This is a genomic window from Shewanella sp. 10N.286.45.A1, assembly GCF_041470405.1.
Taxonomy (GTDB): Bacteria; Pseudomonadota; Gammaproteobacteria; order Enterobacterales; family Shewanellaceae; genus Shewanella.
Window position 1 is genome coordinate 1 of record NZ_JBFRMK010000017.1, and the last position, 14,593, is coordinate 14,593.

Below are 14,593 nucleotides of genomic sequence, written 5' to 3' on the forward strand. Positions count from 1 at the left end.
AATGCAATTGGTATTACATTAGTGTTACCCAAACCTTAAATGCTGATTCTAAAGATCAAACTTTACTTCATCCAGAAGCTTAATCGCTGCACCATGGTATTGCGCTAACTTATAGATCGGGAGATCATCCGCTTTGAATTGTCCCCAAGAAGCTACAAGTTTTGACGGTTTGACATCAGCCTTAACCGGGTACTCCATATTGACATCAGCGTATGATTGTTGGGCTGCATCACTAGATAAAAACTCCATCAACTGAATCGCTGTATCAGTATTTTTAGAGTACTTCGCCAGCGCCATACCCGATACGTTGATATGCGACCCGCGGTTATCTTGATTAGGGAAATTGATCTCCACAGCGTCAGCCCAAGGCTTTTGCTTTGGATCTTGCAACATCTTACCAAGGTAATAACTATTACCAATTGCAATGTCACATAAGCCTTCGCTAACGGCTTTTACCTGGGCTCTATCATTGCCTTGTGGCTTACGTGCAAGGTTCGACTTTAGACCTTCTAGCCATGTCTTTGTTTCTGCTTCACCGTGGTGAGCGAGCATTGAAGCAACTAACGACACGTTGTAAGGGTGCTTACCGCTGCGAGTACATATTTTGCCTACGTATTTAGGGTCAGCAAGATCTTCATAATTGATATCCAGCTTACCTAATCGCTCTTTTGAGCTGTATACATTACGAACACGTATTGTGAGTGCATACCACATGTCATCTGGAGAGCGGTATTTCTGCGGTATATTTTGTTTAAGGACATCACTTTTAGCTGGGATCACCAGATCTTTTTCAGCCAATTCCATTAAACGATAAAAGTCTGATGTTAGTACAATATCGGCCTTTGATAACCGACCTTCACGCATCATACGTTCAGCAATGCCTTTTTTTGAAAAAACGACGTCGACTTCGACACCGGTTTGCTTAGTAAAGTCAGCTAAAATAGGGTCAATAAGAAAAGCCTGACGATAGGAGTAAACCGTTAACCTTTCTGCGGCACTCACCACACTAGCACTACACAGAACTCCAACCATTATTAGACTGGTGATTACTCTCATTACCTTCCCCTTTTCACAATGTTTATATGCATAGTAATAACGCTGATAATAATTATCAATTGCAACAAGGGTAATCAATCAAGGTTAGAACAGCAAGTCTTTGTGCAAATTTTTAACAACAAAACAACAGTAATAAAGATATTTAGCAACCCCTTAATTAACATCAACTTAAAAACTAATTTAACGTTATAATATTTTCTAAACCTGCGGCCTTGTGGTAATAAAAACATCAGCTTGTTGCGTTTGTTTTAACCAAACACTCAATGCGGAAGTGACATTTCGCCACGGCAGATCAGGGTGGCGGAAGTCGATGTACTCCAATAAACAAACCAACATGACCTGTAACGCAGTTAATTCTGCGCTGCGCGTAATCCCTAACCTCTCAACCTCTTTTAAACCTCTTAATAAAGCTTGCTCAAAACGCGAGGTCCAAAACGAAGACCGTAAACCTTCATCTTCCCTAAGCTGCTCTTGTCTTAACGAAACCGCGCTATCAAAAATGCCTTTTAATAATGAAAAGTGGCACTGCTGCAACCAATTATGCTCCATTGAACCAAATAAGCGAGAATGACCAAATTCAGCGTCTAAATAACGCATTATCACCTCGCTATCATAGAGTGCTGATCCATCATTCAGTTGTAAGCAGGGAATTTTGGCTAACGGGTTGACTCTTAGAAGTTCAGGGGAGTTATCAAAAGGATTAGCAATAATCTCTTCGACATCTTCAATATTGTGATAGCAGATAAACACTCTAACACAGCGCGCATAGGGCGATGCATCGGAATAATACAATTTCATAACGCGTTCCTTACCAATATTTTTCGACCGTAATCTGCCCTGGAGCACGACGTAAATTTTTAGTTAGGCCCCGTTCTTTTAAACAATCTTGAGCATCTGTGATCATGCCAGGATTTCCGCAAATCATCACTTGTGAATCTTTAGCTGATAGTTTGATACCCGCTTTAGCTTCAATATCACCATTGTTAAGCCCATCTGGGATCCGACAACTTAATGCGCCCTCAAAAGGCTCTCGAGTCACCGATAACACCAGTTTAAATTGTTGCGGATATTTGGCTTCAAACGCTCTAATCTGGGGCAAGTAGGCTAAGTCCCCAACCTCACGCACACCATAAACTAACACCACTTGCTGGTAATTATTCCAGGGTTCATCGGTGGCCATCATCGAGATAAAAGGGCCAACTGCAGTGCCAGTTGCTAAAAACCACAAGTGTTCTCCCTTTTTATCATCTTTAGGAAGTTCATCAAGGGTCATAAACCCTGTAGCTTTAGTCGCTACATCAATCACGTCACCAGCAGCGAGTACTTGAAGATTAGGCGACAGTTGACCATCATCAACTGCAACGGCCAACACCTCGATATAATCAGTTCCGGGAGGATTAACGAGAGAGTAGGCGCGGCCAATACGTTTATCACCAATCAACTGGCTCAATTTGATAAACTGGCCAGCGATAAAGTCGCCAATGTCGACTTTAATTTTGAGAGAAAACAACTTATCGCTCCAATCTTGCCGTTCTATGACTTTTCCTTCAATCCACATAATCTGCTCCCAAAGTGAGTCGTCATTTCAGCATAAACTTTTATTTCATATTCAGAAAGATTAATCTATCAAAGATATTTTTGAGCTAAAAAAATTATAAGAGCCAAACGACAAGTGTAGCTAAAGCTTTCTTTATAATAATAAAAATGAATAATTCCAAGGTTTGTCTATGAAAATCACCGTCAAAACACTATTTGTATTTACCATTCTTATGCTGAATGGCAATGCCCTATCCGCAGCCGAGCAGACCACTCTCAATGACTCAAAAAGCAAAACAGTCATCGTAGTGCGTCATGCTGAAAAGCTCAATGATGGCACGCGAGACCCCGCATTAAATAAGGAAGGAAAATTAAGAGCGGTTTCACTCATCAATGCTGTACCCAACCTGCCACTTTCTCAAGCGTTCGCCAGTAACTACCAACGCACACAGCTGACATTAAAACCAATCGCTGAGGCTAATAATATTCCTATAAACATTGTAGCAACCTCTGGCGGTTTGCAAGCTCACATAACACGAGTCGTTGAACTCGTTAACGGCTCAAATGGAAACAGCCTAGTGGCTGGGCACTCCAACACTGTACCACTTATAATTAGTGCACTAGGGGGCCCAAACATAACGCCATTAAAAGAGTCAGACTACGGAGATCTATACCTATTAACGATAAAAGAAACGGGCGAAGTGAGTCTAGAAAAACGTCATTTTGGCAAGTAATTGACATCGTCACAATCTGAATGATTAATTAATAAAGTTAATTTTGTAGTTAAATAGACTTGGATAACTGCATTTTTAGTGATTAAATGACATATCCTATAAGGATTAGTTGTAACTATCTTTACTCAAGTAGGTTAATGCTAACCCAAACAGTATTATTTTATGTATGGAGTAAAGCAATGGATGACAAAGATATGCCTGAAAAAAATAAAAGGCTATCTATAAGCTGCAATAGCTGCCAACGAATGACAGTTATTGAGGGAGAATATATCTGTTTTAGAGAAGGCAAAATCACCAGTTTACAACGAATGAAAGCACCTTCCCCTCAAGATTTACTCTGCGAAAGCTGGAAAATTGGTAAGCTAAACTATTAAGCGGTTAGCATGCCAGCATAGTCACGGGCCGAAAATTTCGGTTCGTGTAGTAAGCCTTTAAGTGGATCTACAGGGCTCGCTTTCGCTAAGCTTAACCCCCGAGTCGTAACACGCATGCCAGCTGACAATTCAAAATAGACTACTTCGAGCTCATCTTTTTCTAAACCACGCTTTTTAAGCGTAGCCATAATGGCTAGCCAGTCAGTATTTACCTTGCTGTCTTGCCCTTCGATATGTACAAGTAGAGGTATATTCTTCATTGTTGACCTTCTCAGCATAATCATGATTGTTAATGTAGGTTAATTATAAGCACACTAGTCTGAACCTAGGCTGAATTGTATACAGTCTTTGCTTAAATTCTCAAAGAGTTACACTACAATCTATTTCGCTAACTACTCTTGCTGAATACGCCAAAGTTTTGCATACAAACCTCCTGCATTTAGCAAATTAGTATGAGTCCCTGTTTCAACAACTTGTCCTTTGCTAAGCACTAATATTTGGTCAGCATCAACCACTGTCGACAATCTATGGGCAATGACTAAACTCGTGTGGCCTTTAGCGACCTCTTTCAGCGCTGTTAGAATGGCTTGCTCGGAATGACTATCCAATGAGGATGTAGCTTCATCAAAAACGAGGATCGGTGAGCCTTTTAGAATCGCACGAGCTATTGCTACCCGTTGCTTTTCACCGCCAGATAACTTTAACCCACGTTCACCAACTCGGGTTTCACCACCTTCAGGTAAACTCTCAATAAATTGACTTAAATGTGCCATCTCAATCGCTTTAGCTATCTCAGCATCTGTCGCTGAGGGGCGGCCATAGCGTACGTTCTCAATTAAAGTGTCATTAAATAGCACGGTATCTTGCGGCACAATCGCAATTGCTTGCCTAAGGGAGTCTTGACTTAATTCTCGAATATCATGGCCATCAATTCGAATAGCGCCTGACGCAATATCGTAGAATCTAAACAGTAACTTTACGATAGTTGATTTACCCGCACCGCTGTCACCGACAATAGCGACTTTTTGCCCTGAGCTTACAGAGAAACTAACAGCATCAAGAATTGGGCGACTATCATAACTAAAGCTCACTTGTTCGAATGAGACTTCGCCTTTGGTAAGTTTGTCAGTTTTTGCATTATCGCTATCTTCAATTAACGGTTCTTTATCTAACAAGCCAAACATGCGTTCGATATTAGCAAATGCTCCACGGATCTCTCGGTAAACAAAACCTAAGAAATTAAGCGGAATAAACAGCTGCATCATAAATGCATTAATCAGTACAAAGTCACCAATGCTCATCACGCCTTGCACAACATCATTAGCCGCCATCGCGAGCATGACGGTCATCGCTACTGAGATAATACAAGCTTGACCGGCATTAAGAGCAAACAACGACAAACGGTTCTTGCGCTTAGCTTCTTCCCAATCAGCTAATGCACTGTCATAACGGTTGGCTTCATATTGCTCATTATTAAAGTATTTTACCGTTTCATAGTTAAGCAAACTATCAACTGCACGGGTGTTAGAAACGGAATCCGCTTTGGCTGCGTCTCTGACATAACCTGTACGCCACTCGGTAGCCACCACAGAATAAGCACCATAAGCCACCACTGAAAGCAGTGTGACTGCAGCGTAACCTACACCATAGTTATAAAATAAGATGCCGACCACTAAGATAATCTCTAATAATGTCGGTACGATATTGAACACCATAAAGCGCATCAAAAAGCTCACACCACTGGTGCCACGCTCGATATCACGAGACAAGCCACCAGTGCGCCTTTCTAGATGAAAAGCCATATCAAGCCGGTGCAAGTGTTCAAATACTGCTATCCCTAAACGCCGTATTGCACGCTCCGTCACTCTACCAAATAGGGTATCTCTGACCTCTGAAATGATGGTGTTTAGCAGTCGAATACCGCCATAGGCAACCACTAAGCCAACAGGTACAGCTAAAAGAGCGCTCTTGCCATCAAGGGTCAGATCATCAACCAGCGCTTTTAACACAAACGGCAAACCGACACTCGCCCCTTTGGCCACGATTAAACATAACAGTGCCAAACCCACCCTTTGTTTAAACTCTAACAAGTATGGCCAAAGCAGCTTCAAGACATGCCAATTGAGTTTTCCGACGGGGCCATCAAAATATAAGGAGGGACGCATGATTACTTCCAATAAATAAAAATTTACAAATTAAAGGTCAACCCTTGAGTATGGAAAATAATGACTCAGAGCCAGACAACACGTAACAGCTGTGGTAATTTTGTTAAATTAAAGCTTGATAACAGCCCACAAAAAGTACTACTTTAGCGCTATATGGGGATTATCTATGGTCGCAACAGATATTCACCCATTGATGTCTCAAGATATTGCTTAAAGTAGTGCAAACATTGTTACCCAACTAGAAAGAGTTTGATACTCTCTTTAACAGCAATTTTTAGAGTAAACAGAACCAAGGGCATCGAAATGCTCGGTTCAAATTAACTATCAAGGGATGCAAGTATGTTGGATTCATCCAATCAAAAATATCCACCTTTACCACTCATCCAAACATGGATATGGATGATGACCCAATCTGGAACCCCTGAAATCCAAGAAAAAGGTCAAAGCAATCTTATTGCTTCATTTGGCAGCTTAGCAAAAGCCAATGAATACCTTATGGAGCAAAATCAAAAATAACAATACTATTATTGATTTTGCTTTCATCGTACATAAAAATGTATGGTCCGCCTCGTTATTGCAAATGATATTTTCAATAACGAGGTTGGTTTGCGCTAATGTATTCAGAGTCTTCATTAGGTGCATTACCACCCGCTCCACGATGAGTTCCGCGCTAGATTGTCCTCAAAAAGCCCAAAGCATACTTTGTTGCTGTTTTTTATGTCAGGTCTTCAATCTAGTGGTCTGACCGTTCTGCCATCCTCCCTATCATCTGCAAATTCGGGTTAAACTCTTATTTCAAAGGCTTGCTTGGTCGATAATACCGACCAGGCTATTCGTACCAATTTATTCGCTAAGGCGGCGACATTAAATGGCTTCCTCACTCTAAGCTCAAGCATCCATTCGCCAAACACCGCAACCGCAACGCCTGGCCTCGCTAGAATTGAACGGCAACAATAGATAAATAAGTAACTCAAGCACCAATTTAACCAGAATAACTTGCGAGTATGCACTAAAGCCATCAAGCTAAGTTAGGCCTTTAAATATCACTCCCCAAATTAACTGGAAAACGAGTAACAAAGGTAAAGTCCATAACCAAAAAAGTTTCCACAGTGGTGTTTTTAACGGTTTAAACATACTGTGGCTCCACTTGATTGTGCGACTCAATTAACGCAATTAACGCGCATCTAAAAAGTAACCTTGTGTGATTTGTGGCTGATGATTGTCACCGTCGTACAATATCACCTGATTACGACCTGAATTTTTTGCCTTATAAAGAGCCATATCCGCTCGCTGTATCATATTTTCTATCTCATCTCCTGCGCGCCAAGAAGCGACACCAATTGAGATAGTTAAGCGAACAAGCTGCTGTTCAAACATTAACTGATAATGGCCTATTGCGAGCCTTATGCGCTCTGCAAGTTGATATGCTTCCATCACATCATGGTCTAACGTCACCACTGCGAACTCTTCACCGCCTAATCTAGCCACAATATCTGTTTCCCGGACAATCCCCTTCAATAAGGAGGCCACCTCCACCAATACTCTATCGCCACCAGCATGCCCATATTGATCATTAACTTTCTTGAAGTAATCAATATCTAACATTAAACAGTGCATCTTTGAAATAACGCCAGCTTTAGTTTGCTTGGCAATAACCTCCGTCTGCTCCATAAAAGCGCGTCGATTGGTTAACCCCGTCAAGATATCGACTCGTGCCTCATACTCCGCTTTCTCTTTTGCTATTCTCAATAATTGCGTCTGCTTTTCAACTTTGTCAGACAGCTCTCTAGCTGCAGTGGCTAAATGAGTTCGGTGAGTTAACTCTATATCTATCTTCTCTCGTTGCAGATCTCTTAGGCGCAATACGAGTACGGAGAGCAACAATATCGCTTCAATAAAGCCGCCAATGTAGATTAACCACTGTGCCCAAAAAGAGTCAACGATAATGCCTTTTAATCGCATAGAGGCAAGCAACATGCCTAAAATGAAAACAACCCAGCTACAGGTAAACAGCAGTGCATGAGGTACTTTTTTGTACCAACAATACAAGCCTATCGGTATAAAGAAAATATACATAAGTGCAATATTGTCGATAAATAATCGCGAGTAATAAGGATAACCACCAAGGTTAGTGACAATGCCAATCAGCGATAGCAATATTAATAGCCAAACCGCATTATCAACCCAAACCGAGTGCAATCTGATATTGAGGAAACTACGGACAAAAATCAGTGCAGCCAACTGACAGACACTGATCTGTAAAACCACCATCCACAGCTTGTAACCGTCAACAGCGATGAAGTACCCCCAAACCCCGCTGAGCCCAGCAAACAGAGAAGTAACCGAAATAGCAAACAAACTGTAGTATAAAAAGGTTCGATCTCTGGTGGCTAAATACACCACTAAGGTTGCTAGCCCCATAAAAATCTCGGTACAAAACAGCGCGACTAACAGCGCGATCTCGATATGCGATGCACGATAGAATTGTTGCTCTTGCCAAATATTGAATGCAGTAAAACTATGCATAGGAAAGTCAGTCCCTTGCATCAATCTGATATATACCTCTATCTCTTGTCCGGCGTTAATCTCAATGTTAAATGCAGGACGATAGAAGGAAACAGCGCGATCATTTACCGCTGCTGAAAAGTTAAAAGTAGATCGCGAAAATGCATTCTGTACAGAAACGTCCCTATAATAAAGGTCAAGAGTTTGCACTGAGGATTCAATATATTCCAGCACTAGCGGCATTGAAGTTGAGCTATTATTTTTTATCGAAAAACGCATCCAAGACAACGCGTTAGAATACCCCCTATTAGTCACGCCAGGCTCCGGGGATAACCATTGCTGAGATCGCACAACATCATCAATGTGAAGCGCTAAAGAGGGATCATCTAGGTATTGGTATTGATCTGCGGTGGCTGTTTTTTCAAACCCTGACGCTAACTCTATGACAGGTAGCGGCGCTGCTACTGCTAATGCATTACCTATTAACAACAAGTAAAACAAGCAAATTAATTGTGAAATGCGTAGCCGCAACATGACGTTGTTCCATTTTATTCCGTTTAATTAAAGCTGCCTAAACCATGATCGTCTACAAAATCAACAGCAGAGAATCAAACAATAGTAAACCATGCTGCAACATAGTACTCACAACGATAGGCTAATCATGATTATTTTTCAGCCAGAACAGAGCCCTCTGCAACAAGACCTGTCAGTAATGAGTCAAGCAACCTCAATAAAGAGTTGCTCATTTAGCAGGTGTTAAAATCACTTTAGACAAGTAGGTAGTTTATCGCTAATCGTTATTCTCGACTCTGGCATCCTACTCCGCTCTCGATAATTGCGCCTGCATTATTCTACCTTCGGCTATCCTTGGTCTCGTGCCGCCTAAATCTGACAGCCAAGGAGGGCTGGAAAATCTTATTTTGTATGCAACAAAATAGACCATTTAGTCGTATATCGAATGTCACATCCGCTGTATTAAGTGATTTTCCCATGCCTTAAATATCAGCCGCACGTAGTGAGCGCCTCAGGGCTTTCACTGCTACGTTGCATTGTCTCAAAAGAGAATAGCCATTTCTTTACCAACGCGGCTTGAATTGAAAGCCCTGAGAAAGCCCTGAACTAAGCATATCCTTAATGGAATTGCGATTAGATGCTGATGCTATTAGGGATCATCGAAGGTAACTGTAATAAATATGGAAAAGGCCGAGTTTTATTACGCTGGTAAATGTCCATTTCGACTTGGTTTAACTCCATTTGAAAAGCTGTAACTAAAGGCGCTACCCGTGGGTCGGCAAAGTAACTTTGACGTGGATCCGCACTATAATGCCCCAATTTATCAAACTGTACATTACTCAATAAGTAACCAAAAGAAGCTTGATAAAGCGCGACATCCAGTGGCGGCAACCAATTTAGATGACTATCTGCAGCAAGCGTATCACTGGCTTTCGGCGGCTTAGCGTATAAGGTACCTGACACACTAGGTATGTATGACATCAAAGGGTATTGCGCATAATTAACACTGGCGTGTTGGGCACTTGCAGTATAGATAATCAGCGAGACCACTTGCACTAAATAGTCGAAACTCTCAATTCTAAATGGCATTGCAGAGTCACCAGTCTCTACCAAGCCAAGCATCCCCTTAATCCCCGCATATTTAGGATTAACCATTTCATTAATCCAACCTTGAAGTTCGGTGTCTTGCAACAAGCTTTGCAGCCTCTGCTCGTCATTATCGCCTTGGTAGTACAAAGCCAGATATGTTTTCACGAAGCCAACAATTGCCTGCCAATTGTCTAAGGTGTCATCCCTAAAAGGAAAATCTTTGAGCTCTATATTACTCACCCCTCGTTGCTCAAATAATTTAGTTGGCAACTGCTCATCAAAGCGCCACTTATCATGGGCATCAACCAATATTTTGCCCACACTTTGATGATCAGGTGACAAGACAGATGCAACAACGCCTCCAGGTACAATTAAGCTATGAATGGCACTATCGTTTATCTGGATGGTGAATCGAAAATGAGGTTTTAATAACACATGTATAGGATGGACCGCTGGCAATTGTCGGTTAGCCGCCAGAATCATCGGCTCAACCGTTAAGTGGCAGGCACCAAGGTGAGCCACCACTTCATGCTGTATCGCACAGGCATTCTGAATATAGCTCTTCGCGACAGTCCACTTGTTTCGATGACCGTCACCATTAGCAAAATAGTCGTTCGGAGTGTAAATAGGCGCGGTCTCGCTATCATGTTGTTGCGCTAACTGAATAGCAACAGGTTGCATTGCACCACTGCTAGGGTAACCACTTTCAGGTTTAGGTGAATTATTCCAGTAAAAGACAGCGATTGGCGCCGCTGGGTAGCGCTCTAACTCATGCAACTGACTGCCTTCAATATCTGCAAACTGTTCATAGTCAACGGCATAGAGCAACCCTTTATCAGCGGCTAACGACAGGCTCATTTCAGGATCACCAATCACCGACTGTAACATGGCGTCAGTTAACGGTACTTTTTGCAGCAGATCAGCCAGCACAATGACATTTTTAGCAAAACTATTACTTAACTGAACACCTTTCAAATTGGTGGTATTGAACCCTGCGATTTGCATATAACCAAAATACCAATCCTGTTGCCAGTGTTCCGTTGCTGCGCACTTTGGCATCCAAGTTAATGCTTCAATAGCTAAATTTTGTGGTGTCGGTAACAGTGACAGAATATCTTGATAATTTGAATCGGCTTTTGCTGTTAAGTAATTCCGCCCACCTGAAGTCGCTAAGGTCTCATAAAGAGTACTTTTCAAAAAGGCGGTTGCCCCCTGTTTTTCAAAGTCACTAAAAACCACCTCTAAACCTGACACCAGCTTTAATACATCAGCAGGAACTTGAGCAATACCGCGTATAGCGGCTTCTAGCTCTTTTGGAACCCGAGATAAAGCCTGCAATAACTTATAGAATTCTGAGATATCTTTGATCATATTTAACCGACTATGGTGCTCACCATCTATCTGCTGTTTAATTTCAGCATAGGCAGTCTCGACCTCATCAATAGAGGCTATTACCTCTGTGGGAAGATCGTCGATAATTTCTTGCTTCAATAAGCTCACGACCACATGCTTAAAGTTATTAACCAATGGCATGAATGTCTGTAAAACCATAAACTCATATTCAGCTGAAAACCCTTCGCCTTTCGGGACGCTAGCAGAAATAGGTAACGGTTCTAAGTAACTGAACATATAGTTATATTCGGTTTTTGATAACGATAACTCAAAGCTGCGCTGCTTTTGATTTTCGGCAGTGTCGTATTGTGGAAGTGTCGGAGTAGTGCGATTAACCTGAAGCATATATAACCCTATCTATCTGTTAGTATGACAAATATCTAAATTTGTACGAACTATAGATAATTAAGGCTATGCTAATTTCTAAGCAAACGAGTTATTCTCATCATGAAAGGTTTTGATATTAGGTAAAACGACATTTTAACCCTATAGGTCAAACAAAATTGGCGAACTAAGCCAAGAACATGGCGACCTCTTTAGCGGTTAAAAAGCGCCAATCACCTACGGTAACATCAAGCTGTAATTCACCAATTTGTTCTCGGTGCAAACCATTGACACGATTCCCCACGGCGGCGAACATACGCTTTACTTGATGGTAACGCCCCTCAGTAATCGTCAGTAGCACTTCATGATGATTAACTATTGCCAGCTTAGCAGGAGCTGTGAGCTGTGTTTCATTTTGTAGTTGTACTCCCGTCAAAAATCTTGCCGCAACATCCGCCCCAATGGGATCACGCAGCGTCACTCGATAGGTTTTTGGGCAGTTTTTTTCAGGCCTAATGATTTCAAATGACCAGCGACCATCATCAGTCAATAACACTAAACCTGAGGTATCAGCATCTAATCGACCAACAATATGCAGATCTTCTGCGCGATCTAGATCTATACAACGAAACAAACTAGGGTAATCACCGTCGACATTAGAGCTCAAAGTGTTGAGTGGCTTGTGCAGCATAATGTAACGTGATGGCCGAGCGAAAAGACGCTCTCCTTGCCAAAGAATACTATTATTCTCATGCACCTGAAATCGAGCTTCGGTGACTATGCAGTCGTTTACACTCACCTCTCCAAGCTCAATACATTGAGTAGCTGCAGCTCGACTCAGGTCAGTGCTTTTACATAAAAACTTATCTAAACGCATACACAGTGAAGCTCATCATTCATTAAACGGCGACGGCCTAGCAACCGTCGGTTAAATAGCTCACAGTATATCGTGTAGCTGAATTCCCGCCCGTACCACCCGGCTCACTATACCGTAGGTAACAGGCTTCATCATCACTAGGTAAAGACTCCCCTTGCACTAGATCATATCCTATTTGAACTCGACTAGAGTTACTTGCGCTATCACAACCACTGCCAAAGCAAACTACAATAGAGTCGCCAATATCAACCATATCAAGGATCCCTAGACCGCTCTCGGGCCATGCTTCAGGGTAACCATATTTCAGTTCAAAAATCCCAGCAGGGATCTCAACAAAAGGAGGGTTGCTCGCTGAGCTACGGGCTTGCTCTGCTGCGCCTTCTATTTGTGCTTTTAAATAAGTTTCATCAGCAGCAAAGGTCATAGCAGCACCAATACCCTCTAACGCGCTAATCTTAGCATCACGGGATAAACTGATAAATTTTGGCGCAGCCACAACAGCGAGAATGCCCAGTATAATGATAACTACAACCAGCTCAATCAACGTAAATCCCTTTTGTTTACTCATACTTTATCCATCCTGAAAGTTGTTAAATTTAGCTATTTGGGTGACAGCCTTTCACTATTTTAACTGGTAGTTAAACACAATACAGCAAAGGGTATATAGCGTTATGTTAACTAATAGCATTTTTAAGTGCTGCACCTTATGAGGTTATAGACCATTAGGTTATTGGTTATCTATCGCTGTGCCTATTAAGCAATTACGATTTCAGGCATAATAGCGCTCGCAAAAAATAGATAATAAAGCTCCCTAATACTTTGTCGTAAACGCTTAGGAACCCTACATGACGCAGCTAACTATAATTACACCTGACGATTGGCATCTTCATTTCCGTGATGGAGATATGTTGCAAGAGACCGTACCTGCAACAGCAAGATTATTTAATCGCGCTATCGTAATGCCAAACCTTTTACCTCCGGTGACAGATGCGAAGCTTGCCATTGCATACCGTGAGCGTATTTTAGCTGCTCGCCCAGCAGGTTCGACTTTCGAGCCTTTGATGACAATTTTTCTCACCAACAACACCACAGAGCAAGACATCATTGATGCTAAAGCTGCAGGAGTTGTTGCGGCTAAGCTATATCCAGCAGGTGCGACTACCAACTCAGATGCTGCAGTAAAAGCACTTGATGCACTATTCCCTGTATTTGCAGCGATGGAAAAGCATGGCCTACTGCTACTCGTTCACGGTGAAGTGACCGAAGCACATATCGATATTTTTGATCGTGAAGCCCTCTTTATTGAACGTTATCTTGCCCGTATTGTTGATGCATTCCCTGGGCTAAAAGTGGTGTTTGAACATATCACCACTAAAGATGCTGCAGACTTTGTGATGTCAGCGGCTGATAATGTTGCGGCGACGATAACCCCACAACACCTATTGCTAAACCGGAATGACCTGCTTGTTGGCGGTGTGCGTCCGCACAATTTCTGTTTACCCGTACTTAAACGCAGCACTCATCAAGAAGCACTGCGTGCTGCTGTAGCCACTGGTTCAAGTAAATTCTTTTTAGGAACTGATTCAGCACCACACGAAAAACACCGTAAAGAATCAGCCTGTGGTTGCGCGGGTTGCTACAGTGCATGGAGCGCATTAGAACTATACGCCCAGGTGTTTGACGATTTAGGCGCGCTGGACAAGCTTGAAGGCTTTGCCAGTACTCATGGCCCTGATTTCTATGGTTTACCGCGTAATACTGGCAGCGTCACCCTAGTAAAAGAAACTTGGACAGTACCGTCTGAGATCATTTTGCCAAACGGTAACCCAATAGTGCCATTCTTCGCTGGAGAAGAAGTTAACTGGAAAGTAAAAACAGTCTAATTTCAAAAGCATTAATATAGAAGCCCGCTAACTGCGTAATGCCGTTCACTTAACGTGAACGGCTTTCTTTTTTATGGGATATCGGTCCTTTGAACACTTCAACACTCTAGGGTAACTACGCTCCCTTTTCCCCTCTAAAATAAAC

Annotated in this window: 13 protein-coding genes and 1 pseudogene; 4 read left to right on the top strand and 10 right to left on the bottom strand. The window is 42.1% G+C overall.

The features are described 5' to 3' along the window. Positions 1-48: 48 nt before the first annotated feature. The 3 genes from AB4238_RS01585 to AB4238_RS01595 all read right to left on the bottom strand — a co-directional run bounded on the left by AB4238_RS01585 (position 49) and on the right by AB4238_RS01595 (position 2,614). Positions 49-1,056, bottom strand: coding sequence for a Fe(3+) ABC transporter substrate-binding protein (locus AB4238_RS01585; protein WP_372030762.1), 1,008 nt, complete (start codon positions 1,054-1,056; stop codon positions 49-51). Positions 1,057-1,254: 198 nt separating this feature from the next. Further along, a complete protein-coding gene (locus AB4238_RS01590; protein ID WP_372030764.1) occupies positions 1,255-1,854 on the bottom strand; it encodes a glutathione S-transferase in 600 nt (199 codons plus the stop codon). A gap of 10 nt (positions 1,855-1,864) precedes the next feature. Further along, positions 1,865-2,614, bottom strand: a complete 750-nt coding sequence (locus AB4238_RS01595) for a ferredoxin--NADP reductase (protein ID WP_372030766.1) — start codon at positions 2,612-2,614, stop codon at positions 1,865-1,867. A gap of 169 nt (positions 2,615-2,783) precedes the next feature. On the opposite strand from AB4238_RS01595, the gene AB4238_RS01600 reads away from it, so the two are divergent. Together AB4238_RS01600 and AB4238_RS01605 are read left to right on the top strand one after the other, a co-directional pair. Then, positions 2,784-3,326 (top strand): histidine phosphatase family protein, encoded by a 543-nt coding sequence (locus AB4238_RS01600; RefSeq protein WP_372030767.1) that lies wholly within the window; start codon positions 2,784-2,786, stop codon positions 3,324-3,326. 179 nt (positions 3,327-3,505) lie between these two features. Beyond that, on the top strand, positions 3,506-3,700 hold the full coding sequence (locus tag AB4238_RS01605; protein WP_372030768.1) for a hypothetical protein: 195 nt from the start codon (positions 3,506-3,508) through the stop codon (positions 3,698-3,700). On the opposite strand, the gene AB4238_RS01610 is transcribed toward AB4238_RS01605, so the two are convergent. Continuing rightward, a complete protein-coding gene (locus tag AB4238_RS01610) occupies positions 3,697-3,960 on the bottom strand; it encodes a hypothetical protein (protein ID WP_372030770.1) in 264 nt (87 codons plus the stop codon). The genes AB4238_RS01605 and AB4238_RS01610 overlap by 4 nt on opposite strands. A gap of 132 nt (positions 3,961-4,092) precedes the next feature. Then, positions 4,093-5,865, bottom strand: coding sequence for an ABC transporter ATP-binding protein/permease (locus tag AB4238_RS01615; protein ID WP_372030771.1), 1,773 nt, complete (start codon positions 5,863-5,865; stop codon positions 4,093-4,095). A 339-nt stretch (positions 5,866-6,204) separates the two neighbouring features. Between AB4238_RS01615 and AB4238_RS01620 the strand changes: the two genes are divergently transcribed. After that, positions 6,205-6,381, top strand: coding sequence for a hypothetical protein (locus AB4238_RS01620; RefSeq protein ID WP_372030772.1), 177 nt, complete (start codon positions 6,205-6,207; stop codon positions 6,379-6,381). Positions 6,382-6,647: 266 nt separating this feature from the next. Here AB4238_RS01620 and AB4238_RS01625 read toward each other — a convergent pair. From AB4238_RS01625 to AB4238_RS01645, 5 genes and pseudogenes are all read right to left on the bottom strand, one after another. Next, positions 6,648-6,848: pseudogene (locus AB4238_RS01625) on the bottom strand (IS110 family transposase); the annotation flags it as partial. Between the two features lie 190 nt (positions 6,849-7,038). Continuing rightward, complete coding sequence (locus tag AB4238_RS01630; protein ID WP_372030773.1) at positions 7,039-8,904, bottom strand: diguanylate cyclase; 1,866 nt, start codon at positions 8,902-8,904, stop codon at positions 7,039-7,041. A 612-nt stretch (positions 8,905-9,516) separates the two neighbouring features. Further along, positions 9,517-11,709 carry a lipoxygenase family protein gene (locus AB4238_RS01635; protein WP_372030774.1) on the bottom strand — a complete coding sequence of 731 codons (2,193 nt, stop codon included), beginning with the start codon at positions 11,707-11,709 and terminating at the stop codon, positions 9,517-9,519. A gap of 166 nt (positions 11,710-11,875) precedes the next feature. Then, positions 11,876-12,565, bottom strand: coding sequence for a pseudouridine synthase (locus AB4238_RS01640; protein ID WP_372030775.1), 690 nt, complete (start codon positions 12,563-12,565; stop codon positions 11,876-11,878). A gap of 37 nt (positions 12,566-12,602) precedes the next feature. Next, positions 12,603-13,133 carry a type II secretion system protein gene (locus AB4238_RS01645; protein WP_371995150.1) on the bottom strand — a complete coding sequence of 177 codons (531 nt, stop codon included), beginning with the start codon at positions 13,131-13,133 and terminating at the stop codon, positions 12,603-12,605. Positions 13,134-13,410: 277 nt separating this feature from the next. On the opposite strand from AB4238_RS01645, the gene pyrC reads away from it, so the two are divergent. Then, positions 13,411-14,448 carry a dihydroorotase gene (pyrC, locus tag AB4238_RS01650; RefSeq protein WP_372030776.1) on the top strand — a complete coding sequence of 346 codons (1,038 nt, stop codon included), beginning with the start codon at positions 13,411-13,413 and terminating at the stop codon, positions 14,446-14,448. Positions 14,449-14,593: the final 145 nt, after the last annotated feature.